Here is a 24,573-nt window from a genome sequence, read left to right on the forward strand (position 1 = left end):
ATGAATGCTTTAACTTGGCTTTGGCTAAGCTTTAACTTTAAGCCGGAGGATGATCTTCAGGATTGACATCGAGGGCTATCAAGAATCGAGAAACCATATTGTAAGCGGCGATTACCGTGACTAATTCCACGGTATCCGTGCTTCCCAAAGCCTTTTGCAAGCGCTTCATTAATTCAGGATCCACTTTGATATTGCGCGTCATCTGAAAAGTGAGTTCGGCAGCGTCGTTCTCCACCGGAGAGTACAGATCTTTTGGAAAATTCGGTTGCCCAATGAGTCGCAAGCCTTGGACCTGCTCTTCAGTACCGCCCGCTTTCTTAAAAGGTGGCGCATGGTGAAAGAATTCATATTCAGCACCATTCAAGACGGCTACGCCACACATAGCCAACTCGCGCAACTTCGGATCCAAAGACAGGTTATTACGAATCTCTCCAATGAAATGATTCCAGCCCTCTGCAATTGGAACGCTATGCAAGAGCATGCGATCTAAATTAATAAACTGACCGCCTCGTCTTTTGCGAATAGCTGCAACCAACTCTGCTGGCTCTGCCAAATCCATTGGCTGATACGGAATTAAACGTTCTGACATATTTACCTTTTATCAATACTGCTTATCAACAACTCTTACTGAGCAGTTTCTTTAATATTGTTTTCAATCACAAACTTACCCCAGATACCCATTTGCTTGCCGATAAAGTCTTGTGCAGCAACTGGGGTGCCACCAACAATTTGAATGCCTTGCATTTTGAACTTCTCAGCGACAGCAGGCGTCTTCAAGGCTTTATTTAATGCCTTATTCATTGCATCGATCATTGCCGGAGAGGTCTTACCGGGGGCCAATACCGCCCACCAAGCTGGCGCACTAAAGCCTGGGAAGCCGCTCTCAGAAATTGTCGGCACATTAGGCAAGGATGGTGAACGCTTGGCAGTTGTAATCACTAGCGGAATAACTCCACCGTTATCGATATGAGGCTTCACCAAAAATTCCGAGCCAACAGCCAACTCCACTTGACCGCCCAAAGCATCTTGCATTAAAGGACCGCCACCACGATAAGGGATGTGATTCCAATCAAAGCCCGCTTGTTTTGCCAGACGCGCCATTGCTAAGTGACCCAAGCTACCAATTCCAATGGAGCCGTAACTAAATTGCTTGCCTGTCTTGGAAAGATCCACTAATTGCTTAAAACTGGTGATACCAGATTTTTTGCTGGCAACCAATACCATCGGTGATGTGCCAACCAAAATCACGGGAGCAATATCTTTTATCGTGTCATAGGGAAGTTTGTCTTTGAGACTAGGGTTCACACCATGGGTATCAAATACTACTGCAAAGGTATAGCCATCCGGATCGGACCGAGTCATTGCGGAGGTACCAATTACACCAGAGGCGCCACCAACGTTTTCCACAATCACGTTTTGCTTCAACTCTGCTTGCAAAGCAGGTGCCAATATACGAGCAACCTGGTCAACTGAGCCACCTGGCGGAAAGACCGCAATCAAACGAATTGGCTTTTGGGTGGGCCATGTGCCAACACCCGCATTTTGCGCCAGAGCAACACCGCTTACTCCTAAAGCCATCAAAGTGGCCAATAGGCTGTTTTTAATGGCTTTTTTAGCCATTTTCACTAAATCCTGCATGGACTTGTCTCCTCTAGATAAGACCTCAAGATTAACACCCCCTCAGCCTATTTGCTCGATAATGCTGCTGTAGCCCAGTGAGAGAAAAATGAAGTCGATTCTAAATATTGCCGCCTATTTATTTGTCAGCCTAGATGGCTTGCCAGAGCTGCGCGCCAAAATGCTGGATGAATGTACTGCGCGCCAGTTGAAGGGAACCATCCTATTGACTGGTGAAGGCATCAACATGTTCCTTGCCAGTAAAACAGATGAGCTACGTGGATTTATGGATTGGCTCCGTACCGATCCCCGTTTTGCCCCACTTCAAGCAAAGGAGAGTTGGTCCGAGGATCAGCCCTTCAAGAAGATGTTGATCAAACTCAAAAATGAAATTATTCGCATGAATCACCCAGCGATTCGTCCTGAGGAAGGTCGCGCTAATTTCATTAGCCCCAAAAAACTGCAGGAGTGGTTAGATCGCGGCACTGACGATCTAGGTCGCCCTGTAGTGATGGTTGATACTCGCAACGCCTTTGAAGTCGACTACGGCACTTTTGAGAATGCATTGCATTTCAACATTGAAAAGTTCACCGAGTTTCCAGCGGCAATTTCTGCACATAAAGATGATTTAGCCGATAAGACGCTGGTCAGCTTTTGTACGGGTGGTATTCGCTGTGAAAAATCTGGCTTATATATGCGGGAAATTGGCATGGAGCACAGCTACCAGCTAGAAGGCGGTATTTTGAAATATTTCGAAGAGGTGGGTTCCGCACATTACCAAGGCAGCTGCTTTGTCTTTGATGAACGTGAGGCGCTGGAGCCAAACCTAGACTCCATCCCCGTAGAGCACTCCATTCGAAAGAAACTCAAAGCCAGCCAAGCCTGAGCAGGGCTAACGCTACCAATAGTAAAATAACTTGGCTGTACAAAACTAACTTATAACAATAATTCGGACTCGAGACATGTCTAATACGATCAATCGGCAAAAGCCGATTTTTTTGTCATCCCTTCTCTTTGCTTTTTTGGGATTGGCATTCCATTTCAATGCGCAGGCGCAAAGTGCAGCAGTAGCCTACCCAACCAAACCTATCAAACTGATTGCACCAGTAGCTGCTGGTGGCGGATTAGATAATATTGCACGAGCTGTTGCGGAAAAACTCTCTAGATCTATTGGTCAAACAGTAGTTGTAGAAAATATGGGTGGCGGTGGCGGATCAATTGCTTCACAAGCAACTGCTAAAGCGCCAGCCGATGGCTACACACTCATGATTGCTTATGTAGGGACACACGGCACCAACCCTGCTGTCCGTAAATTACCCTACGATGCCATTAAAGACTTCACACCGATTGGCATGATTGGCGCAACACCTAACGTACTTATCATTAATCCTGATCTGCCCATCAAGAGCTTCAAAGAGTTTGTGGATTACGCAAAAAAGAATCCCGCCAAGTTAAGCTATGGATCTGCTGGCCCCGGAACACTGACCCATCTCGGCATGGAGCAACTGAAGCTAGCTGCTGGAATATTTATTGTGCATGTGCCCTATCGTGGCGTAGGTCCTGCTTACACGGATCTACTGGCTGGACAGACCCAGGCAATGTTCCCCACTCTATTTGCAGCATTACCTTATATCACCACCAATAGGGTTCGCGGGCTTGCCGTTACTGGTGCCAAACGCAGCCCAGTAGCGCCTAATATTCCGACCTTCAAAGAGCTTGGCTATAACGGCTTTGATGGCCAACAGTGGTATGGCTTGGTAGGTCCTGCAAATCTTCCACCCGCGATTGTTGCAAAGCTCAATGCTGAATTAAACAAAGTTCTAGCATTGCCAGACTTCTCAGAAAAAATGACGAGCGAGGCTTTGACTTTAATGCCAATGACACCTCCTCAATTTACCAATTACATCAAAGAAGATATTGCACGCTGGGCTAAGGTTGCCAAAGACCGTAATATTGAAATCGATTAATTTTCAATATCCACTTATTTAAAAATACTCACACTTATTCATAGGAAATTTATATGTCTCACGCTATTGCCGCAGCAGCTGATCTCAATGCACCACCAGTCACCAAAATTTTGGCGGAGTTTGTTAATACTCATCCAAGTCAAGGATGGACTCCAGAGGTTGAGCACGAAGCGCATCGTACATTCTTAAACTGGCTTGGTTGTGCGATCGGTGCAGCCAATCATGAGAGCGTTGAATCATCATTAGCCGCTATTCGTGAATTTCAACCAGCGCCACAAGCCAGCATCCTCGGCCGCAAAGATAAAGTGGATATGGGTGGAGCGGCATTGATTAACGGCATCAGCTCACATACTTTTGACTTTGACGATACTCACCTCAAAACCGTGATTCATCCAGCGGGTCCGGTAGCATCTGCAATCCTAGCCTTAGGCGAACACATTGGTGCCAACGGTCGTCAAATGATTGACTCTCTAGTTCTTGGCATTGATGTTGCCTGCCGCGTTGGTAACGCAATGTATCCAGATCACTACCATCGTGGCTGGCACATCACTGGCTCTACTGGCATGCTGGGATCTGCTGCGGCATGTTCACGCTTAATGGGTCTTGATCTGCAAAAAACAACTATGGCTTTAGGCATTGCAGCCTCCCAACCGGTTGGTATGCGCGAGCAATTTGGCACGATGACCAAACCCTTTCATCCGGGTGGCGCAGCACGTGCAGGTCAACTTTCTGCACTGTTGGCAAAACATGGTTTTACTGCAAGTCCTAAAGCACTTGAAGCGGGTCGTGGCTATATGCAAACCGTTTCTACTAAGTGTGACTGGTCAGAAATTGATCGCGCCCTCGGAAAATCTTTTGAGATTTCCTTAAATACCTATAAACCTTTTGCTTGCGGAATTGTGATTCACCCAGCCATTGATGCTTGCGCCCAATTACGCGCCCAAGGCGTGAAGGCAGGAGAGGTTGAACGCATTGAGTTGCGTGTTCACCCACTGGTACTCGAATTAACTGGCAAGAAAACACCTAAAGATGGACTAGAAGGCAAGTTCAGCGTGTATCACGGCTGCGCTGTAGGCTTGATGTTTGGTCAAGCAGGTGAAGGTGAATATGCGGATGACATCGTTAACCGTCCTGATGTCGTAGCTTTGCGCGCTAAAGTGAACGCGACTACCGATACCTCTATTAGCGAAGCATCTGTGGACGTTAAAGCCTTCCTAAAGGATGGCAAAGAAGTGCATATCTTTGTAAAGAATGCGATTGGCTCTGTAGAAAATCCAATGAGCGATGCCAACTTGGAGCAAAAATTTACAAGCTTGGCAGAGCCAGTAATTGGCAAAGAGAAAACGATTCAGTTAATTTCTGCACTCTGGAAATTAGGACAAGCGCCTGATCTCAAGCAAATCCTGAACCTTTGCACACCAGACTAATATTCAACTGAAAGATTTTCATCCATGGCCTCATTACCTAATATCGTTATTCTCGGAGACTATGAGCGTGCGTTGCGCCGTTTTTCTAATTGGGAAAAATTAGATCAACAGGCTAAGCTCACTATTCATCATGAGCCGCTTCGAGATGAGGCCTTATATGCAGCAGTCAAAGATGCTGATGCAATTGCTATCGTGCGAGATCGCTCGCCTTTTAATGAGGCGATGATTGCACGCTTACCCAAGCTAAAGTTCTTAATGTTTACTGGTGAACGCAATGGCACCCTTGAAGCATCAGCCTTAGTGTCTAGAAATATCCCCATGGCATGCACTCCTGGTGGACCTTCCAAAGAAACGACCGCAGAACTTACTTGGGCCTTAATCCTGGGTGCCTCTAAGCGTCTTATTGAAGAAAATAAACTCATTGCCTCAGGTGGCTGGCGTGATGCCTTGTCTTTACTGCCAATGCTCTCTGGCGAACGTTTAGGCATCATGGGCTTAGGCGCTATCGGTAGTCGTGTAGCACGTGTTGGCGCTGCCTTTGGCATGGAAGTGGTGGCTTGGAGTCCTCGCATGACGCCTGAACGCGCCGCAGCTGAAAATGCAAAGGCGGTCAGTCTTGATGAACTCCTTAAAACTTCCAAAGTCGTCTCTATGCACTTGGTGGCCGGCCCCGGAACTAAAGGTTTAATTAGCGCGGATCAACTAGCGCTCATGCGCCCAGATTCGATTCTGATCAATACTTCACGTGCTGCACTGATCAATATGCCTGATCTAAAAAAAGCGCTAGCCGCAGGTAGACCTGGGCAAGCAGCAGTGGATGTTTTTGATGTTGAACCCCTTCCAGAAAAAGACGCGCTTCGAAATACCCCAAATCTTTTGGTGACACCTCATCTTGGTTTCATTGCTGAGCCTATTTTTGCTACCTTCTCAAAAGGCATTACCGAAACACTAGAAGCGTGGCTAGAAAATAAACCAGTGCCACATCCTTTTAAGCCACAGTAAGCGCCTTCTATTAAAAGATGCCATCCCAACCTAAAACACTGACACCCAAGCAACTCTTTATTGGGTTTAGCAAAATCGGAATGTCTGGGTTTGGCGGCGTACTCCCTTGGGCGCGCCGCATGCTTGTTGAGCAAGAGAGGTGGCTAACTGCTGAAGAGTTCAGTGCCATGCTGGGCATCTGCCAAATTGTTCCAGGACCCAATATCGTCAATCTCGGTGTTTGTGTAGGCAGTCGCTTTGCCGGAGTACCGGGCGCTTTTGCAGCGGTACTCGGTTTAATGTTGGGACCTGTAGCTATCGTCATTCTGCTGGGCATTCTCTACGAGCATTACAGCTATATGCCGATTGTCCAGGGATTGCTAAGAGGTATCTCTGCAGTAGGTGTAGGTCTAATTGCAAGCACCGGCTTCAAAATGATGCGCTCAGAACTGAAATACCCACCCATGCTATCCGTCATCCTCTTGACTGTATTAGCCGCAACCTACTTTCATTTAGGTCTGGGTTGGGTAGTTTTACTTGCCTCACCTTTGGCTTTCTTTTTAGCATGGAAGAAGATTAAAGAATGATGGGCACTCTCATCAGCCTCTTTCTGAAACTATCCGCTTTTTCCTTGGTGGCATTTGGAGGTATTAATGCACTCCTCCCCACACTATATGACTTATCGGTCAATCAAGAACACTGGATTAGCTCCCAAACCTTCGCCGATTACTTTGCTATTGCCCAGGCTGCACCCGGGCCCAACCTCATGACAGTCACATTGATTGGCTGGAAAGTGGGCGGCGTGATTGGTGCAGCAATAGCGACCTTAGCTATCGCCTGGCCATCCTCGATCATGATTTATTTCTTGCAACGCTCTATTATGGGAATGCAGGATATTCGGAAGCAGAAAATCATCGATGCAGCAGCCGGCGCTTTAGCGGTAGGCTTAGTTTTATCTGCGGCCTGGGGAATAGCGCTCCAGATTAATAGCAGCACAGCCGCATACTTGCTGACCTTTGGTACGATTGCTATCACCTTGTTTACACGCTGGCATCCACTCTATCTCATTGCAATTGGCGGCGCTTTAGGAATTCTGGGTTTTATTTAAATCACTTTTCTTGGGATCAATATGCGACTCATTCGGAACTGTTCAGTCTGTTTAATAAGTCTAAGTACCTTATTTTCAACCGCTGCTTTTGCGCAAAACAACTACCCTAGCAAACCCATCAATTTCATCGTCCCTTATGGTGCCGGTGGTGGCGCAGACTCACGTAGTCGTCAGATTGCCCAAAAAATGAGTGTCATTCTCAAGCAACCCATCATCGTCGATAACAAACCGGGGGCTGGCGGCAACATTGGTACAGAATTCATTTCTAGAGCTGCTCCTGATGGCTACACCATTGGCATGGGCAACTTCGCGCCCATGGCTGTTAATAAAACACTCTTTGGCAATTTGCGCTACGACCCAGAAATAGATCTCACTCCTATCATTTTGATTGAAAAAGGGCCTCTAGTACTGGTGGTCAATCCAAGCTCCCCATACAAAACAGTTCAAGAAATTGTTGCGGCCGCCAAAGCTAAGCCGGGTACTCTTACTTTCTCATCAGGCGGCATTGGAGGAAGCCATCAACTATCCGGTGAGCTCTTTAAACAAAGCGCCAGCATCGATATGATTCACGTCCCGTATAAGAGTGGATCTGCTGGCTTAACCGATCTAATGGCCGGGAACGTCACCATGATGTTTGATCAAATGTATTCAGCGATGCCCAGCATCAAAGCCGATAAGTTACGCCCCATTGCGATTACTAGCAAGAAACGCTCTCCACTTCTACCGAACGTGCCTACTTTTGCTGAGGCAGGCTACCCCAAGGTTGAAGTTCTCAACTGGCAAGGACTCATCGCGCCCAAGGGAACACCTAAGGCCATTATTGATAAATTGAATGCTGCTGCAAATGAGACGCTCAAAGACCCTCAACTACGCGAACTCATGCTCTCTCAAGGGAATGAGATTGGTGGAGGGAGTCCAGCTGAATTTGCTAGCCTGATTAAAGCTGAGAGCGCCAAATGGAGTGCCGTTATAAAAACAGCCAATATCAAGCCAGAGTAAAAAATTCTATATTGAATGGCATTGGGGGCTTAGTGCCCCGAATTTTATTTGAAAGCCTGGTAGGTCAAGATGCCCAAGAAGGTCAGCACAAGTGACCCAACGAGATTGAGTAGTGCCGTACCCAAAGCCCAAGTAAATTCGCCACGTTGCATAAAGCCAACTACTTCAGCAGAAAAGCTTGAGAAGGTGGTTAGACCCCCCAAGAAGCCGGTAACCACTAATAGTTTCCACTCTGGAGAAAGACTTGGATTGTTGCCAAAGAAAGCAACTGCAATACCAATCAAATATCCACCAACCATATTCGATATAAAAGTGCCCAATGGCAGTGAAGAAGCTATCCCTACGGTGACGTAATTAAAGCCAGCTCTTAATAAAGCGCCGAAGCCCGCTCCAAAAAAGATTGCAAAGATAGGAAGCCACATAATCTGCTCTTGTTATTGAATTGAAAAACCCAGCATACCAATTGAACTCATCTCAATTCCATCTGTATAGATTTTGGCCTGCTCTCCTGCCTCCTGCAAGGCCAAGGTATACAAGGCTGGCCAATAGTGTTCTGCGGTCGGAATAGAGAGGTGCGCTGCATCACCAAAACGCTCCCAGTCAACCAATGCCTCATGATGATTGGCGCGAATTTCTGAAGCAAAAAAATCATTGAACTCTTTTGCCCATGGGTAAGGCTCAGCACCCTCTTGCCAATGGATGGTGCGCAAGTTATGCACCACATTACCACTAGATAAAATCAAAATATTTTCATCGCGCAAGGGGCGTAATTGCTTAGCAAGCTCATAGTGTTCACGTGCTGACATCGCACCATCGAGACTCAGCTGCACCACAGGCACATCCGCATTTGGATACATGTATTTCAGTACCGCCCAAGCGCCATGATCAATACCCCATTCATTCTCTTCAAGCACGACAGGGACGCTCAATAATTCTTGCACGCGATCAGCTAATGCAGGGCTACCTGGCGCCGGATATTGAACATCAAACAGTGCTTGTGGAAAGCCACCGAAATCATGAATCGTTTTTGGTTTAGTCATTGCAGTAACCCAAACTCCGCGGGTTACCCAATGTGCTGAGATCATCAAAATAGCGTCAGGACGCTTTAATGATTTTCCAAGAGCTGACCATGCCGCTGTATAGCGGTTGGGCTCTATGGCATACATTGGACTGCCATGGCCAGCAAATATTGCAGGTTGGCGATGGCTAGTCATTAATACTGATTAACCGAATACGTAACCTGTATGAGCCGCAACCAATGCAAACAAAATAGCCAAGCTAGTAGCAGCGGCCAACATCACGACCAATGTAATGATCTTTTTGTTGATCTCTTCTTTAGATTCGTTATGCCATTCGTTCATGCTAAATCCTCTATAAACACATTATTGAATAGGGTAATTATCCACTATCGACCGCGACCGGCCTTGCGCATCATGCCTTTTCCCCCACCAAAGCCTGCCTGAGGCCTTCCGGCTGGGCCAGAGGGTCCTTTTGGGACGGGTGGACGTGCTGGCGGCTTCGCTGCTAGCGCTTTTGCCGGGGTTTTTGAATCGGGTTTCTTTTCGTCAGTCACTTTGAGCTCCTATGGATATCATATTGCCATGATTACTGACTATTCTATCCAAGCTGTCGCAATTAATGCGATTCCCCTGATTTTTGCCATCACCATCCATGAGGCAGCCCATGGCTACGCAGCTCGCAGGTTTGGCGATAACACCGCCTACATGCTGGGACGGGTGAGCCTCAATCCCGCAAAACATATAGACCCTGTGGGTACCATATTGATTCCACTCGTCTTAATTCTGACGGGGTCTCCTTTTTTGGTGGGGTATGCCAAGCCGGTACCAGTCAATTTTGGGCGACTCAGAAACCCCAGAATTGACTCGATTTGGGTGGCCTTAGCGGGACCGGGATCAAATTTTGTACAGGCAATCATTTGGGCGGTCTTTTGGGTTCTAGTGCAGGGCTTCGGAATTGATGAGCCCTTCCTGACTTCTATGGCAAAAGCAGGGGTAATGTGGAATATCGGTTTACTGGCATTTAATCTGTTTCCACTACCACCCCTCGATGGCGGAAGAATTTTGGCTGGTCTTTTGCCCGCACGCCAATCCATCGCCCTCGGTAGATTAGAGCCCTGGGGATTTTTTATTGTGCTTGGCCTCGTCTTTACTGGAATTATTGGCACTCTGTGGATGGAGCCCCTCAGCAGCTTTTTCCTGGGCATCATCAATCTTCTCATGACCCCCCTCAGAATGATTTTTTAAGCGGGCAAAAATTACTATTCTGGGATATGCTCAAAATAAGCAGCCCAACTGATCAATGGAGAGCAATCATGAAACTACAAAAATTTATTTTGGCAGGCACTGCAGCTGTTTTAGCCATTGGCGCAGGCGCTGCCTTTGCTCAATTTCAAACGGCAGAAAAAGCAATTGAATATCGTCAAAGCGTCATGACAGTGATTGGCACTCATTTCGGAAGAATTGGTGCTGTTGTTAAAGGTGCGGCACCTTATAACAAAGACGATGTGAGCAAAAATGCAGAGATCGTAGCAATGATGTCTACTTTGCCTTGGCAAGCCTTTGGTCCTGGCACTGAAGGCGGTAAGGCAAAACCTGAGGTCTGGTCAGACAACGCAAAGTTCAAAGCTGCCGCAGACAAAATGCAATTAGCTGCTCTTGATCTCAATAAAGCCGCTCAGTCAGGCGACTTAGAAAGTATTAAAAAATCTTTTGGCGCGGCGGGTGCAACCTGCAAAGGCTGCCACGACGATTTCAAAAAGAAATAAGCGATTTTTATTGATCGTTATTTCGTAATTAAGTAACCGACCGCTACCGCGATCACGCTTAAAAGTATCAAAGCGAAACCGCGCTGCAACACTCCATCCTTGGAGTCACGATCCAAGTCAGCAGGCAGGTATTTAGCCTCTTCGCTTGGGTCGATTTCTTTATCGCCACTAATCATTGGCTTAATCAGATTCTCACCTTTGAATTTCTTGTAATACCAAATCGCTGCGATATGAATTGCAATAAGGGTGTAAATCACCACTTGATTACCTTCGTGAATCTCCGATAAAAATGAAGATATCGAACCAGACACATACTTTGCTAGCGGCCCTTGAAAGGAGACCTCATCATCAACAAATAAGCCAGTCAGTACTTGAACGCATAAAACAAAAATGAGTGTAAATACAGAAATTGCTCCAATGGGGTTGTGTCCAAGAACGCGGGGTGGACTTCCACTTAAGTAATCAAAAATCGCTTTTTTAGTTGGCAAGAAAGAGGCGAAGCGCGCATGGGTAGATCCAACAAAACCCCAGCCAATCCTAAAGATCAACAAGGTCAAAATGCTGTAACCGAAATAAGCATGCCATTGAATGAATTCATCACCCAAATTGATGGTCACAAAGCTACCGACTATACAAACCACCAGCAACCAATGAAATAAGCGGATTGGAAGATCCCATACTCGAATGATTTTCTTCATCCTTTAAGGATAATCCTCTTCTCCTCTAAAATGGAGGGATTCATGAATCCCGGCAAAGCTTTTAGAACCCTACTGCTGTATCGCGTTGGCGCAACCCTAAGCTACCAAATTACGATGGTAGCGGTAGGTTGGCATCTTTACGAAATCACTAATAGCGTAGTTTCACTCGGGCTGATAGGTCTTGCAGAGCTCGTTCCCTACTTTGCGCTAGCTCTATATTCGGGTCATGCGGTCGATCACCACTCCCGCAAGTGGATTGCTGCAATCGCCTGCCTCATTCATATTGCGGTTGGATTATTTTTAACAGTCATCGCATTGGGATGGCTTAGCCCACCGATACCATTGATCTACACCGCAGTAGCATTTATTGGTATTGGGCGCGCTTTATTAAGGCCTTCTTATCAAGCGCTTTTCGGACAAATCATTCCGAGAGATCAATTGCCTCGTTACACAGCGTATGCATCTTCAGCGTTTCAGATTTGCGTAGTGGCGGGCCCAGGATTAGGCGGACTCATGATTGGCTTTGCCGGTCTTGAATGGACCTATCTGCTCGCCGCCTTCTGTGGAGGAGTTGGTTTATACGGAATTACTTTCATCACCGCTGTGCAAGAAAAATCGAGCAACTTATCTAAGCACTTTCTAAAGAGCTTTTTGGAAGGGTTTCATTACGTCAGAAAACATGAACTCATTTTGAGCATCATGGCGCTCGATATGTTTGCCGTTCTCTTCGGTGGTGCAGTCTCTATTCTTCCAGCCTTTGTGAAAGAGGTGCTCAATGCGGGCCCAGAAACTCTAGGAATACTGCGTGCAGCCCCGGCAGCTGGGGCTGTACTTACTGGAATCTACCTCGCTCGGCGTCCCGTGCTAAACGACTCAGGAAAATATCTTCTGATGTCAGTGGCAGGATTTGGTGCGGCGATTATTGCCTTTGGCATCTCCAGTAATTTATGGGTCTGCGCATTCTTTCTATTTATCTCTGGATGCTTTGACTCGATATCAGTAGTGATTCGAGGCAGCATCATGCAGCTCACCACACCAGATCATATGCGCGGCAGAATTAGCGCCATTAATGGCATCTTCATTGGCTCATCCAATGAGTTAGGCGCACTTGAGTCTGGCATTGCTGCCAGCATGATCGGTTTAGTGCCATCCATCGTATTTGGTGGGGTCGCGACGATTGCTATTGTTCTGATTACTTATCGACTCGCCCCACACCTAGGCAAACTTCATCTGAAAGATATTTCTTAGTGAGCAACTAAATAACTAGTTGCTATTTAATTTCAGGAAGATCTTTCTGAATAATCTTCAAGCCAGCACGTAATGCTTTTTGATAGCGCTCACGTTCAGCCTTAATCGTTTCAGCAGTCCAGGTGAAGAAGCCTTCGCCAGTTTTCATACCAAACTTGCCACTAGCGATGCGATCACTCAAGCACTTCGCTATCGTTGGTGAATTGTTTAAGGTTGGATAGATGGTTGCGCCTCCAGCACCGTGCACCTCAAGGCCAGCATGATCTCGTTGCATGGCTGGGCCTGCGGCGATATAGCGAAAGCCAAAACCAAAACGAACGGCTTTATCAATATCTTCTGGCGTACAGATGCCTTCATCAACCATTGAAAAAGCCTCACGCGATAAAGCATGCTGCAAACGATTAGCCAAAAATCCTGGAAGATCTTTTTTCACAGTAACAGGCACCATGCCACACGCTGTCATTAAACGTGAGAGGCTTTCGCCAACCATTGGCGAAGTCTTTGCACCATATACCACTTCTACACAAGGCACTAGATGGGCAGGCATAAAGAAATGTAAGCCAATCATACGAGCAGCTGTTTTTAGGCCGTTGGCAATTTCACTAATTGGGAAGCTCGTACTATTGCTCGCCAATACCGCCTCAGGTTTTGCATATTTTTCCAACTTCGCAAATAGCTCTCGCTTGATGTCTAAACGCTCAGGCACACACTCAATCACCAAATCAATATCAGACCAATCAACCTCTTCAAGCGAACCCGCCACAGACAGTAAATGAATACGATGCTCATAACCGAGATCTGCCATGGTGCTTGCAAAGTAATCCGGCAAGAGGGCTCGTCGCTCTGTAGTTGGCTCAACCACCTGGACTGCACAGCCACCGCGTGCACAAACGGCTGCAACGTCTGCACCCATAGTGCCGCCACCGACAATAACTACCTTGGTTTCAGCTGGGGTAAATAACATGAATACTCTCCTAAAAGGGGAAGGACTTTTTCTGAAAAATCCTCTTACAATGGGGTCATTATTTCAATAAAAAAGTTAGTGAGACATGATCCCCATCAATTCGGTGCTACAGGTCGGCCATTTCCCTGAAATTATGCAGGCAGAAATAGATCGGCGCTTTACCCCTTTTCATCATCCCGATCCTCAAGCGCCTGCTCCTGCCGGAAACTTTCAGGCGATTTTGATTCGCTCCAATATCAAGCTGCCCGAGGCCCTAGTTAAACAGATTCCCAGTATTCGTATGGTTGCCACTTGTGGGGTTGGTTATGACAACCTTCCTTTGGCTTATCTCAAAGAACAAGGGATTAAAGCAAGCAACACCCCTGGCGTCCTAAACGATGCCGTATGCGAACTGGCCATTGGCATGATGCTAGCCCTACTGCGCCAACTGCCCGAGGCTCAGGAATATGTCAAAAGCACTGCTTGGTCAAAAGCGCCCTTTAGGCTCACCACCACCTTGGCTGGTAAACGAGTGGGTATCGCTGGCATGGGTCGTATTGGGCAAGACCTGGCTAAACGATTAGAGCCATTCAAAGTGGAGATAGCGTATTCAGGGCCCAATAAAAAATCTTTGCCCTACGCTTACTATCCAGATGCTCAAGAATTAGCCAAGGCCTGCGACATCTTATTTTTAGCTTGCCCAGCAACCCCCGATACAGACAACATGATTAATGCCAAGGTTCTAGAAGCTTTAGGGCCCTCAGGATATTTAATCAATATTGCCCGCGGAAGTGTGGTTGATGAGGGGGCACTTTTATATGCACTGCAACATAAAAAGATTGCTGGTGCAGCCTTGGATGTTTTTGAGAACGAACCTAACCCAAGTCATGAATTTTTAACACTTGATAATGTATTGTTAACACCGCACATTGGGAGCGCTACCTCGGAAACACGGATAGCCATGACCAACTTAGCCGTAGATAATTTAGAAGCATTCTTTAACCAACACACACTTCCATCTGAAGTAAATAACTAAAACGGAGCCAGCATGACGATTTCTCTGCACCCTTCCACCTTGCCAGCGGTGCTATCCCCTGTCATCACCCCATTTAAGGCGGACGGCAGTCCAGATGCTCCTAAGTTATTAAAACAATGCCAATGGCTAGAAGCTAATGGTGTTGGGCAGGCTATCTTTGGCACGAACTCAGAAGCAAACTCGATGTCTGCTCCGCAGAAGATGAGCACCTTAACAGCATTAGTAGAGGGCGGGTTAAAGCCTGAGCACTTAATGCCAGGTACCGGAGCAACATCGATTGATGCTACTGTCAATATGACACGTCACGCAGTCAACCATAAATGCGCGGGCGTATTAATGTTGCCGCCCTTCTACTACAAAGATGTTACTGATGATGGTCTATTCGCTTATTTTTCTGAGGTGATTCAAAAAGTAGGTAGCACTGCTTTGCAGATTTATATCTACAACATTCCACCAGTTACTAAAGTGACCTTAAGTCTCTCTTTGCTTGAGCGCTTAGCAAAAGAATATCCAAAGACAGTTGTGGGCATGAAAGACAGCTCTGGCGATTGGTCTTACACAGAATCGGTCATTAAATTATTATCGCCTTCAGGCTTCCGCGTCTATGCAGGCAGCGAAGTATTCCTAATGCGTGCCTTGCGCGCTGGCGGTGTTGGCTGCATCTCCGCTACTGCCAACGTCAATCCAAAAGCGATTGCCGATTTAGCGGCACACTGGAGAGAATCAAATGCTGATACTCTTCAAGCAAACTTGGATCAAGTGCGTGGAATTTTTGCTAAGTACCAAATGATTGCAGGCATGAAGACTGCTGTAGCCCACTACACCAAGGATTCTGAGTGGCTCAGAGTGCGTCCACCATTGATGCAGTTAAGCGCTGAGCAACAAGCGCAACTGCTCAGCGAGCTCAAAGCAATTAACTTCAGCATGCCAGGTTTGTAATTTAAAAAAATAAAAATAATTAGGAGACAACAATGAAACTACTCAAAGTCATTGCCTTATCGCTTAGCTTTCTTTGTGCGAGTGTTAGCGCTCAAAACATCTCTATCGCCACTGGCGGTACGGGTGGCGTGTACTACCCAATGGGCGGTGGCCTTGCCTCTGTTCTCTCGAGCAAGGTGCCTGGAATGTCTGCTACTGCAGAAGTGACCGGGGGCTCGGTAGATAACTTAAACCTCATCGGTACAGGCAAGCCATACGTTGGTTTCTCGATGGCTGATGCCGCTAAAGATGCTCAGATTGGCGAAGGTAAGTTTGTTGGCAAAAAAGTAGACTTACGTACTCTGGTAGTTCTTTATCCAAACCTGATGCACGTAGTAACCGTTGACTCCACTGGCATCAAATCTATGAAAGACCTCAAGGGCAAGCGCATTAGTACTGGCGCTCCTGGTAGCGCAACAGAAGTGATGGCCTTTCGCTTATTAGAGGCCGCTGGTCTTGATAAGGATAAGGATGTTAAGCGTGAGCGATTAAGCGTTGCCGAATCCGTTAATGCCATTAAAGACCGCAAAATTGATGCATTTTTCTGGGTGGGTGGATTACCAACAGCAGCAGTAACTGATTTAGCCAATACTCCAGGAACCAAGATTGTGATGGTCGACACTGGCGAAGAGGTGGCTGCAATGAATAAAAAATATGGCAACCTTTACTTTGTAACTACCATTCCAAAGGCTACTTATAGCGGCATGGCTAGAGACAATAAAGTCGCAGCAGTCGCCAATATCTTGGTGGTCAATGCCAATATGCCTGACGATCAGGCCTATAAGATTGTTAAGGCGATCTTTGATAACAAATTGGAATTGGTGCGCACTCATCAAGAATTTATGAGTGTCAGCCTAGAAAACCAGAAAACAAAATCAACCCCAGTTGACTTTCATCCAGGCGCACTTAAGTACTTTAAAGAAAAGAACGTCAAACTCAATTAAGTTGATGTTTGTATCGGGGGTGAGTGAATCTCACCCCTTTCGTTTTACGGTAGTGAAAAAATAAAGTAGTACATAAAAATAAATATAGAGGTTGAGACATGAATCAAAACGTTATTGACAACGAAACCCAAGAAAAATTAGACGCCTTTATTAAGCAAGAGGAAGGCGATTCAAATGATTACAAAGGCCTGCTAGCCAAATTCATTACCCTTGTAGCGGTAGGCATGTCGCTCTTTCACTTATATGCCGCGTATTCGATTGTGCCAACGCAAGATTTGCGCGTCATACACGTTGCTCTAGTTTTATTTTTAGTATTCCTCAGCTTTCCAATAGCTGATCGCTTCAAAAATCGCTTAATGCCCTGGGATATCGTTTTTGCGCTTGTATCCGTTGGAATTGCCTATTACATTCTGAGTGGTGGCGATGATTTTATGGACCGCAATACTGCGCCTAACTCTACCGATGTCATGGTGGGCATTGCATTAATTCTCCTAATCTTAGAAAGTGTGCGCAGAACCAATGGCATGATCTTGGTGACGGTAACAGTCCTGTTTCTGCTCTATGCATTATTTGGCAACTACTTACCAGCACCTTGGACTCACAAGGGTTACGATCTTGATCGTTTGGTAGGCTATATGTATATGACTCTAGAAGGCATCTATGGCACTGCTGTTGATGTTTCTGCAACCCTCATCATTCTTTTCACCATCTTCGGCGCTTTCTTGCAATTTACTGGCGCAGGAAAGTTCTTTATTGATTTCTCATTCGCGGCAATGGGTGGAAAATCTTCTGGGGTTGGCAGAACCATCGTAATGTCCTCCTTCTTGCTCGGCGGACCATCAGGATCCGGTGTAGCAACAACAGTTACCGTGGGCTCAGTTGCAGCACCCATGCTGGACAAAGTGGGTTACGAGAAAAATGCTGCCGGCGGCCTTTTGGCAGCAGGTGGTCTTGGTGCCATTATCTCGCCTCCTGTACTGGGCGCAGCTGCATTCCTAATTGCAGATTTTCTGAAGATTTCGTATTTAGACGTATTGCTGATGGCAACCATCCCAACCATCCTTTTCTATCTTGGCTTATTCGTGATGGTCGAAATTGATGTACGCAAATATGGCATGAAAAATATTCACTTTGAGTCTTCCGAAACAGCTTGGCAGCTCACTAAGAAATATTGGTTTCACTTCTTCTCCCTCATCTCGATTGTGGTGTTTATGCTGATGGGCTTCTCCCCTGTCATGTCCGTATTCTGGGCGACAGTAGTTTCGGCCTTATCCAGCATGTTGCGTGAAGATACTGCCATTATTCCTTGGGCATGGTTTAAAGGTAAAGAACCGATTCTCTCTGGCCTATACAACTCCAACCTGACTAAGGCACTTGCAACTGGTTCAACTGGTGTCTTAGCTATCGCCGCCACCTGTGCTGGTGCCGGCCTCATTGTGGGTACCGTTACCTTAACCGGTCTTGGCCTAAAATTTAGCTCGATTGTTATTCAGTACGCAGGTGGCTCGCTCTTGCTAACAACCATCTTTACCGCCCTTGTAGTTTGGGTGGTTGGCCTTGCTGTTCCAGTAACTGCTTCTTACATTATTTGTGCGGTAATTGCAGCGCCTGCTTTGATTAATTTAGGCGTGCCTGATTTTGCAGCTCACATGTTTATCTTCTATTACGCTGTACTTTCTGAAGTGTCGCCACCGACTGCACTCTCGCCATTTGCTGCGGCAGCGATTTGTAAAGGTAATCCCTATAAGACTACTTTGCAAACTTGGAAATATGTTGCTCCAGCCATTCTAGTTCCATTTATGTTTGTGTTAGATAAGTCAGGCGTCAGCTTGTTGTTGATGGGATCAACTAGCGCTCTTGAGCAAGCAGACTGGATGCAAATTGCTTGGGTCTCTTTCACGGCCGTTGTTGGAATCATCTGCCTAGCCGGTGGATTACAAGGTTGGTTCATTGAGAAAACCAAGATCTTTGAGCGCGTCATCATGGTGTTCTCTGGGGTTGCTCTTGCCTACCCTTCCACAGAGGCGGACTTAGTTGGCTTTGTTGGATTTGGTTTGGTGCTGGTGACTCAAACAATTACCCATTTCAAACTCAATCCCAGATCTTCTTAAGGTACACCCAATAGGTGGGAGGATCTCATCCTCAAAACAATAAGGCCCGCTTGAGCGGGCCTTATTGTTTCTAGCAATTGCTTATCTTAAGAGATCTTGGTCCAAGCGGCTTTACCTGCATATTTCTTGACAGCAGATTCATCGAACTCGAAACCTAAACCAGGGGTTTTATGCAAAATCAAGTCCCCATTCTTAAATGTCAGCTGCTTATTGATCAATCTACGGAAGTTCAGCACCTGATCATCCAAGAAGAATTCGACAAAGCGTGCATTGGGCGTGGCTGCCACCAATGGTGCATGCAAATCATGCATCCAGTGCGGACAAACTATGACGCCCTTCAAATCAGCATATGCAGAAATTCTTCTCCACTCGGTAATACCACCGCAGACAGCCGCATCAGATTGCAGGATGGCAGCACCACCGGCATCAATCAATTCTCTAAAACGCCAGCGTCCCGCTTCCATCTCACCGGTAGCAACGTTGATTTTGGTTTGGCGCGCCAAGGCAGCATGTAAATCAATCGCATCTGGAGAAAAAGGTTCTTCAATCCAATACGGGTTGTATGGTTCAAAGCGACGTACATACTCAAGAGCGGTGGGTAGATCGCGCCAGGCATTATTTGCATCAAGCGTGAGCAATACATCATCGCCCACTGCTTTACGAGCCGCTTTCACGCGTGCCTCTTCTTCCGATGGCGATAAACGCCCCACCTTCATCTTGACTGCCTTAAAGCCCTGCTTTACGTAAGACTCCATTTCTTTGCCTAATTTGGCAGGCGTTTTACCTTCAAGATAGTAACCACCACTAGCATAAGCTGGCACCCGATCATCAACCACTGAACCCAAGTATTGATGCAAAGGTAAGCCAACTGAGCGTGCATTTAAATCCCACAAAGCCGTATCCAAAATCGAGATGCCACGCATTACTGCGCCTGCACGACCTTGGAGGATGGATTCGTTATACATCTCCATCCAGAGACCTTCACTGCGGTGACTATTTTGACTAATGAGTTTGGGGGCCAGCAATTGCTCAACAGCAAGTTTGGCAATATCTCCGCCGGCACTGCCGACATAACAAAAACCGATGCCCTCATTACCATCCTTGCCGCGAACTTTTACCAGGCAGTAGTGACGCTCAGAAACAGTGCGAGTGGAAAATGAAGTGACTTTATCCAATGGTACTGCTACTGAGGCAACTTGGATGGATTCAATAATCGGCATCTAAACTCCTTAATCAAAAATTGATTGTATCGAGAATTTAATTTGCCGACAGGTGCCTGAATAAAGAATAATTAATCCATTCCATTACAAATGTACATGACGAAAATGAGCCGAGTTGTTGTTATCCGAACAGGTATCTTGTAAGTTAGATTTGCTGCAAATTGATACATTCACTCTCCAATATTCTCAAACTCCCATGTTGTGTGACAAATTTGGTTAAAAGTGGCAAAACTGGCATTGCTAAAGGCGTCGGTTTTAGACCTTGGCCAGCCGATGAGGCGGCCGCTGTAAAGCAAAATTATGAGTAAAGGCTGAAAGCAGCCTTTGAAGTTCTCAAGCTAGCGCCCGATCAAGATTCAGTCTAATTTGCTGCGGCACAGCATATTTATTCAAAGATGCTCCCACATTATTAGATAATTGAGGGGTGAATAAAAAAGTATCTCTTGGCTCCCTGTTCACTCAGGGGGTAATCATTTTGTCTGGCTGCGCCTTTCTTAGCTCAACCCCCGGCTTGGCGTATGCAGCTCAAGCCCAAAGCACGACCCAAGCACGCAAGAAGATTACCGTCCAAACCAGTAGGCAGGTTGGCTTCAAAGATAAATCAGCGGGTACTGGCTCAAAAACCAATAGTATGAGCCTAAACCCATCGCTATTCCAGCGAAAAGCCCCAGATGAGTTGATGCTCGATAGCGATGCAAACCTTGACTATCGAGTAGCCCAAGGATGTCTAAGACGTAATTTTAATGAAGATAGCCTGCCGGCTAGCGTAGGCATTGATAATCGGCAGTTCGCTGAATTCTTCAAAAATCAGACCAAAACATTTTTTGATCACATGCGTGGAGATTGCATCCCTTATGCGGTTGCCTTTGGAAGTCGTAATCGTTTCGACTCATTGAGCATCATGAATGGCCCAATCCAAGATAGCAAAACTGAAGTATGGACATTTACACCATCAGCTGTTGGTGGGTTTTTAATTCAGCAAGACTATCTTAAAGATGAGTCCAAGCGTTTAACCGAGATTCGCATTCCTTTAAGGGATGTTCTGTATGACACTCGAAAAGTAAGCGATCAATTGCCAGTTGAGCTGGTTTGGGAATTAAATTCCCTGATCAAGCAAATCTATCCTGAAGAAAACAATTCTCTTGAAAATACCAACAGCGTTGTGCGCTTGATTGTTGACTTTGGTGATCGAGAAAGATGGGCGCAAATTTGGGCTGTAGAAATTATTGACCCCGCCACCAAAGACGTCTATGCGAATGCTTTTTGGATGGAGCGCAATGATATTCCTGGGGGCTTCTATACTGGAACCGGAGAATCACTTGAGCGCTCCTTCTGGACTAACCCATTAAGCTATCGCCGTATTTCTCGGGGAGTTGGCATGGTAAGAGCCTCTTCGAGTAAGCGCAGCAAGAATCCTGCGCCAACAGCTCCAACCCAGGCGCCAGCAACAAAGCAACGCTATCGCGCCCACATGGGGATTGACTATGCCGCCCCAATCGGCACCCCCATTTTTAGTGTTGCCAATGGCAAAGTAGTGCACATAGGCTTTAGCGGTGCATTTGGAAACTTAATTGTTTTAGAGCATCCGGGTAATTACCACACATACTATGCTCATTTGAGCAGTTACAACGTAGAGCTTGAGTTGGGTAACGAAGTGCGGCGCGGCTTGGAAATTGGCTATGTAGGAACAACCGGTAGGTCAACGGGGCCACACCTTCATTTTGAATTAAGAAAAAATGGAATTTACGTAGACCCCTATGGCTCCAAAACCCAACTTGATTTATGGTCCATGCGCGATAACGAGAGTGGGCAACTGACCCGGGAGATGCTTCTGCTAGGTAGCCCTATTAAGCACAACTAAATGAATTCAGGAATGCTGCTGAAATAAAAAAGGGTCCACTTGGACCCTTTTAACTTGATACTAGGTAAATTAACCCAGAACTAATACTGGCAATGTGGAATGCACAATGACTTCATGGGTTTCGCTACCCAACAGGATCCCTTTGATACCTGTGCGCTTATGAGACGCCATAACAATCACATCCGCTTTCGCTTTTTTTGCGCCAGCCAAAATACCTTCAGATAGGTTGCTATTTTCAATGTGAAGACTTTTCACTTTAGCGCCAACTCCCAGCGCCGTTGTCGACTTCTTAAATACATCACGTGCGTAAGCTGCGCAAGCTTCTGTGTGCTGTTTCTTTGAGATTCCATAACCCATGGTGCTATCTGAATAAACCATCGGAGGGGTAGGATCGGAAACATATACCAACGTAATTGCAGCGCCATCTGCCTTAGCAAGTGCGGCGACTTTCTTTAAGGATTTTTTGCTGACATCTGAACCATCTACTGGCACCAATAAATGCTTAAACATGTTGACTCCCTTTAAATTGAACTACTCATTTGCTCTTTCCATCATAATACTAATTATTAGCCTATAAAAGAATAAAGGTAACTTAATTGATCAAGAATTTTGCTATCTATCTCTCATTTTTAATTGCCCTCATTGCAATCGATTTAGTGTGGCTTTTGGGAATCGCGAAAAACCTCTATCGCAATGAGATGGGTGACTTAATGGCCAGCGAACCTAAGCTTCTAGCTGGACTAGCGTTCTACCTGATTTACGCCTTGGGCGTCTGTATTTTTGTGATCGTTCCGGCATTATCAAAACAGTCTTGGATATATGCACTGCAATATGGCGCTTTGTTTGGCCTGTTCTGCTACATGACCTATGACCTCACTAATCTGGCGGTGGTTAGAAACTTTCCAACACAGTTAGCTTTCATTGATATCGCATGGGGTAGTTTTGTTACAGCCTTGTGTGCGAGTTTTGCCTACTGGGTTGGCAACCGTATCTCTTAGGCCATTGAAACATTCATCTTATGTTTTTTCGTCCCCGACTTTTTGACTCATTTTCTGGTTATAGCCGTGCCCTTTTCACTAAGGATGTTTTTGCTGGAATGACGGTTGGCGTTGTTGCGCTCCCATTAGCCATGGCTTTTGCAATTGCCAGCGGACTCAAACCCCAAGCGGGTATTTTTACTGCCATTATTGCTGGCGGGCTCATCTCCTTACTTGGAGGTAGCCGCGTACAAATCGGCGGCCCGGCCGGCGCCTTCATTGTCATTGTTTACGGCATTGTGGAGCGCTATGGCGTTCCAAATTTATTACTCGCAACCGCCATGTCAGGAGTATTTTTATTTCTGATGGGAGTATTTCGTCTTGGAACGCTAGTGCGCTTTATTCCGATTGCAGTCATTGTGGGCTTTACCAATGGCATTGCCTTTTTGATTGGACTATCGCAAGTCAAAGATTTCTTCGGACTTCAGATTGAAAAAATGCCGGCTCAATTTTTTCAATCAGTGCATGCGCTCTACTTAGCAGCAGACACCTTTAACCCCATTGCGCTTGGTTTAGCTTGTGGGAGTCTTGCCTTACTCATTTTATGGAAGCTATTTCAGAATCGCTTAGGCTGGCTCTCTCATCTTCCTGGCACAGTGGTAGCAATGGTGGTTGCAACGATCGTTACCAGTATTTTTAATTTACCAGTAGATACGATTGGTAGTCGCTTTGGCGGCATCCCTTCAGGGCTCCCCGCTTTTGAATGGATTTCGGTAAGCTGGGATAGCGCTCAATACATGGTGGCACCAGCCTTAACACTTGCCCTATTAGGTGCAATTGAATCCTTACTCTGCGCGCGCATTGCCGATGGCCTCATTCATGATCGCCATGAGTCAAATCAAGAGCTAGTAGCTCAGGGCATTGCTAACTTCACGATTCCATTTTTTGGTGGCATGCCAGCGACCGGAACGATTGCTCGCACGGTTACTAATATAGAGAGTGGCGGCACTACACCTATCTCTGGACTCGTCCATGTAGCAACTTTACTAGTCATCGTTTTGTTTGCGGCGCCGCTCGCCAAAAATATTCCTTTAGCTAGCCTTGCCGCCATCTTGATGTATGTGGCCTGGAATATGGGAGAGTGGCAGAAGTTCATCGATTTGAAGCAATTCCGATTGCCGTATCGAATCACCATCTTGAGCGTCTTTATTCTCACCGTTGTACTAGATCTCACGATTGCAGTAGAAGTAGGCTTACTGCTCGCCTTTATCACCTTCATTTACCGCATCTCCAGTCTATCGCGTTGCGAGCCTGCTCTAGCCAGCGATTACCCTGGACTAAATGATCAACAAGGTCGAATGGATGCCTATCGGATTCATGGTGCCATCTTTTTTGGCGCAATAAAACTCCTCGAAAAGATTGAGGCGAATTTACCCTCACAAATACTCTTGCTAGATTTAAAGAACGTAATCTACATTGATACTTCTGGGATGGATACGATCATGGAACTAGCGCACCTGTGCAAGATTCGTAATATTCGATTGATCATTTGCGGCTTAGCGCATCAACCATTAGAGATGGCAGAGCGCAGTGAATTTCTATCGGCACTACCCCAAGATTCTTTCTACCCAGATCTAAGCTCCGGAATAGAAGCAGCAACAGCTTAATAGCGA

At 46.2% G+C, this 24,573-nt stretch carries 27 protein-coding genes; 17 read left to right on the plus strand and 10 right to left on the minus strand.

From position 1 onward, the window contains the following. Positions 1 to 37 precede the first annotated feature (37 nt). Both AOC28_RS09210 and AOC28_RS09215 read right to left on the minus strand, forming a co-directional pair. The gene (locus AOC28_RS09210) at positions 38 to 589 is read right to left on the minus strand and encodes a carboxymuconolactone decarboxylase family protein (RefSeq protein WP_072583683.1); all 552 of its coding nucleotides are present in this window, start codon (positions 587 to 589) and stop codon (positions 38 to 40) included. Positions 590 to 624: 35 nt separating this feature from the next. Further along, positions 625 to 1,638, minus strand: a complete 1,014-nt coding sequence (locus tag AOC28_RS09215) for a tripartite tricarboxylate transporter substrate binding protein (RefSeq protein ID WP_072583684.1) — start codon at positions 1,636 to 1,638, stop codon at positions 625 to 627. Between the two features lie 88 nt (positions 1,639 to 1,726). On the opposite strand from AOC28_RS09215, the gene AOC28_RS09220 reads away from it, so the two are divergent. The 7 genes from AOC28_RS09220 (at position 1,727) to AOC28_RS09250 (ending at position 8,099) form a co-directional block, all read left to right on the plus strand. Then, a complete protein-coding gene (locus AOC28_RS09220; protein WP_072583685.1) occupies positions 1,727 to 2,503 on the plus strand; it encodes a sulfurtransferase in 777 nt (258 codons plus the stop codon). A gap of 76 nt (positions 2,504 to 2,579) precedes the next feature. Beyond that, a complete protein-coding gene (locus AOC28_RS09225; RefSeq protein ID WP_083564284.1) occupies positions 2,580 to 3,584 on the plus strand; it encodes a tripartite tricarboxylate transporter substrate binding protein in 1,005 nt (334 codons plus the stop codon). A 53-nt stretch (positions 3,585 to 3,637) separates the two neighbouring features. Then, positions 3,638 to 5,011 (plus strand): MmgE/PrpD family protein, encoded by a 1,374-nt coding sequence (locus AOC28_RS09230; RefSeq protein ID WP_072583686.1) that lies wholly within the window; start codon positions 3,638 to 3,640, stop codon positions 5,009 to 5,011. A gap of 24 nt (positions 5,012 to 5,035) precedes the next feature. After that, positions 5,036 to 6,013, plus strand: coding sequence for a D-2-hydroxyacid dehydrogenase family protein (locus AOC28_RS09235; protein ID WP_072583687.1), 978 nt, complete (start codon positions 5,036 to 5,038; stop codon positions 6,011 to 6,013). Between the two features lie 17 nt (positions 6,014 to 6,030). Then, on the plus strand, positions 6,031 to 6,579 hold the full coding sequence (locus tag AOC28_RS09240; RefSeq protein WP_072583688.1) for a chromate transporter: 549 nt from the start codon (positions 6,031 to 6,033) through the stop codon (positions 6,577 to 6,579). Further along, positions 6,576 to 7,100: a chromate transporter gene (locus tag AOC28_RS09245; RefSeq protein ID WP_202816847.1), complete on the plus strand. Its 525-nt coding sequence runs from the start codon at positions 6,576 to 6,578 to the stop codon at positions 7,098 to 7,100. Before AOC28_RS09240 ends, AOC28_RS09245 begins: the two co-directional genes overlap by 4 nt. A gap of 21 nt (positions 7,101 to 7,121) precedes the next feature. Further along, on the plus strand, positions 7,122 to 8,099 hold the full coding sequence (locus AOC28_RS09250) for a tripartite tricarboxylate transporter substrate binding protein (RefSeq protein WP_072583690.1): 978 nt from the start codon (positions 7,122 to 7,124) through the stop codon (positions 8,097 to 8,099). Positions 8,100 to 8,143: 44 nt separating this feature from the next. On the opposite strand, the gene crcB is transcribed toward AOC28_RS09250, so the two are convergent. The 4 genes from crcB to AOC28_RS11410 are packed head-to-tail and all read right to left on the minus strand — an operon-like array spanning position 8,144 to position 9,672. Then, positions 8,144 to 8,521 (minus strand): fluoride efflux transporter CrcB, encoded by a 378-nt coding sequence (crcB, locus tag AOC28_RS09255; protein WP_072583691.1) that lies wholly within the window; start codon positions 8,519 to 8,521, stop codon positions 8,144 to 8,146. Positions 8,522 to 8,533: 12 nt separating this feature from the next. Continuing rightward, a complete protein-coding gene (gene ygiD / locus AOC28_RS09260; protein ID WP_072583692.1) occupies positions 8,534 to 9,313 on the minus strand; it encodes a 4,5-DOPA dioxygenase extradiol in 780 nt (259 codons plus the stop codon). Positions 9,314 to 9,322: 9 nt separating this feature from the next. Beyond that, positions 9,323 to 9,460 (minus strand): hypothetical protein, encoded by a 138-nt coding sequence (locus AOC28_RS11470; RefSeq protein WP_169709848.1) that lies wholly within the window; start codon positions 9,458 to 9,460, stop codon positions 9,323 to 9,325. A 44-nt stretch (positions 9,461 to 9,504) separates the two neighbouring features. After that, on the minus strand, positions 9,505 to 9,672 hold the full coding sequence (locus tag AOC28_RS11410; RefSeq protein WP_158009059.1) for a hypothetical protein: 168 nt from the start codon (positions 9,670 to 9,672) through the stop codon (positions 9,505 to 9,507). A 28-nt stretch (positions 9,673 to 9,700) separates the two neighbouring features. Here AOC28_RS11410 and AOC28_RS09265 point away from each other — a divergent pair, with 28 nt between their 5' ends. Together AOC28_RS09265 and AOC28_RS09270 are read left to right on the plus strand one after the other, a co-directional pair. Beyond that, the gene (locus tag AOC28_RS09265; protein WP_072583693.1) at positions 9,701 to 10,363 is read left to right on the plus strand and encodes a site-2 protease family protein; all 663 of its coding nucleotides are present in this window, start codon (positions 9,701 to 9,703) and stop codon (positions 10,361 to 10,363) included. A 68-nt stretch (positions 10,364 to 10,431) separates the two neighbouring features. After that, positions 10,432 to 10,884 carry a cytochrome c gene (locus AOC28_RS09270; RefSeq protein ID WP_072583694.1) on the plus strand — a complete coding sequence of 151 codons (453 nt, stop codon included), beginning with the start codon at positions 10,432 to 10,434 and terminating at the stop codon, positions 10,882 to 10,884. A gap of 17 nt (positions 10,885 to 10,901) precedes the next feature. Here the strand turns inward: AOC28_RS09270 and AOC28_RS09275 are convergent, their stop codons facing one another. Next, the gene (locus AOC28_RS09275) at positions 10,902 to 11,582 is read right to left on the minus strand and encodes a cytochrome b/b6 domain-containing protein (protein ID WP_072583695.1); all 681 of its coding nucleotides are present in this window, start codon (positions 11,580 to 11,582) and stop codon (positions 10,902 to 10,904) included. Positions 11,583 to 11,624: 42 nt separating this feature from the next. Here AOC28_RS09275 and AOC28_RS09280 point away from each other — a divergent pair, with 42 nt between their 5' ends. Next, on the plus strand, positions 11,625 to 12,830 hold the full coding sequence (locus AOC28_RS09280; protein ID WP_072583696.1) for an MFS transporter: 1,206 nt from the start codon (positions 11,625 to 11,627) through the stop codon (positions 12,828 to 12,830). Between the two features lie 22 nt (positions 12,831 to 12,852). On the opposite strand, the gene AOC28_RS09285 is transcribed toward AOC28_RS09280, so the two are convergent. Next, a complete protein-coding gene (locus tag AOC28_RS09285) occupies positions 12,853 to 13,794 on the minus strand; it encodes a 3-hydroxyacyl-CoA dehydrogenase NAD-binding domain-containing protein (RefSeq protein WP_072583697.1) in 942 nt (313 codons plus the stop codon). Positions 13,795 to 13,879: 85 nt separating this feature from the next. On the opposite strand from AOC28_RS09285, the gene AOC28_RS09290 reads away from it, so the two are divergent. From AOC28_RS09290 to AOC28_RS09305, 4 genes are all read left to right on the plus strand, one after another. Continuing rightward, positions 13,880 to 14,809, plus strand: coding sequence for a 2-hydroxyacid dehydrogenase (locus AOC28_RS09290; protein WP_072583698.1), 930 nt, complete (start codon positions 13,880 to 13,882; stop codon positions 14,807 to 14,809). Between the two features lie 12 nt (positions 14,810 to 14,821). Beyond that, entirely contained in the window at positions 14,822 to 15,748 is a 927-nt protein-coding gene (locus tag AOC28_RS09295) for a dihydrodipicolinate synthase family protein (RefSeq protein ID WP_072583699.1), read from the plus strand. A 32-nt stretch (positions 15,749 to 15,780) separates the two neighbouring features. Next, the gene (locus AOC28_RS09300; RefSeq protein ID WP_072583700.1) at positions 15,781 to 16,731 is read left to right on the plus strand and encodes a TAXI family TRAP transporter solute-binding subunit; all 951 of its coding nucleotides are present in this window, start codon (positions 15,781 to 15,783) and stop codon (positions 16,729 to 16,731) included. A gap of 98 nt (positions 16,732 to 16,829) precedes the next feature. Further along, positions 16,830 to 18,842, plus strand: a complete 2,013-nt coding sequence (locus tag AOC28_RS09305) for a TRAP transporter fused permease subunit (protein ID WP_072583701.1) — start codon at positions 16,830 to 16,832, stop codon at positions 18,840 to 18,842. Positions 18,843 to 18,928: 86 nt separating this feature from the next. Here the strand turns inward: AOC28_RS09305 and AOC28_RS09310 are convergent, their stop codons facing one another. Next, a complete protein-coding gene (locus tag AOC28_RS09310) occupies positions 18,929 to 20,062 on the minus strand; it encodes a mandelate racemase/muconate lactonizing enzyme family protein (RefSeq protein ID WP_072583702.1) in 1,134 nt (377 codons plus the stop codon). Between the two features lie 424 nt (positions 20,063 to 20,486). Here AOC28_RS09310 and AOC28_RS09315 point away from each other — a divergent pair, with 424 nt between their 5' ends. After that, complete coding sequence (locus tag AOC28_RS09315) at positions 20,487 to 21,923, plus strand: M23 family metallopeptidase (protein ID WP_237767782.1); 1,437 nt, start codon at positions 20,487 to 20,489, stop codon at positions 21,921 to 21,923. 69 nt (positions 21,924 to 21,992) lie between these two features. Here the strand turns inward: AOC28_RS09315 and AOC28_RS09320 are convergent, their stop codons facing one another. Next, on the minus strand, positions 21,993 to 22,433 hold the full coding sequence (locus tag AOC28_RS09320; protein WP_072583703.1) for a universal stress protein: 441 nt from the start codon (positions 22,431 to 22,433) through the stop codon (positions 21,993 to 21,995). Between the two features lie 86 nt (positions 22,434 to 22,519). Here AOC28_RS09320 and AOC28_RS09325 point away from each other — a divergent pair, with 86 nt between their 5' ends. Then, complete coding sequence (locus AOC28_RS09325; RefSeq protein ID WP_072583704.1) at positions 22,520 to 22,921, plus strand: DUF2177 family protein; 402 nt, start codon at positions 22,520 to 22,522, stop codon at positions 22,919 to 22,921. A gap of 20 nt (positions 22,922 to 22,941) precedes the next feature. Further along, positions 22,942 to 24,567, plus strand: coding sequence for a SulP family inorganic anion transporter (locus AOC28_RS09330; protein ID WP_072583705.1), 1,626 nt, complete (start codon positions 22,942 to 22,944; stop codon positions 24,565 to 24,567). Positions 24,568 to 24,573: the final 6 nt, after the last annotated feature.

It is taken from the genome of Polynucleobacter sp. MWH-Adler-W8, assembly GCF_001889925.1.
In the GTDB taxonomy this organism is placed as follows: domain Bacteria; phylum Pseudomonadota; class Gammaproteobacteria; order Burkholderiales; family Burkholderiaceae; genus Polynucleobacter.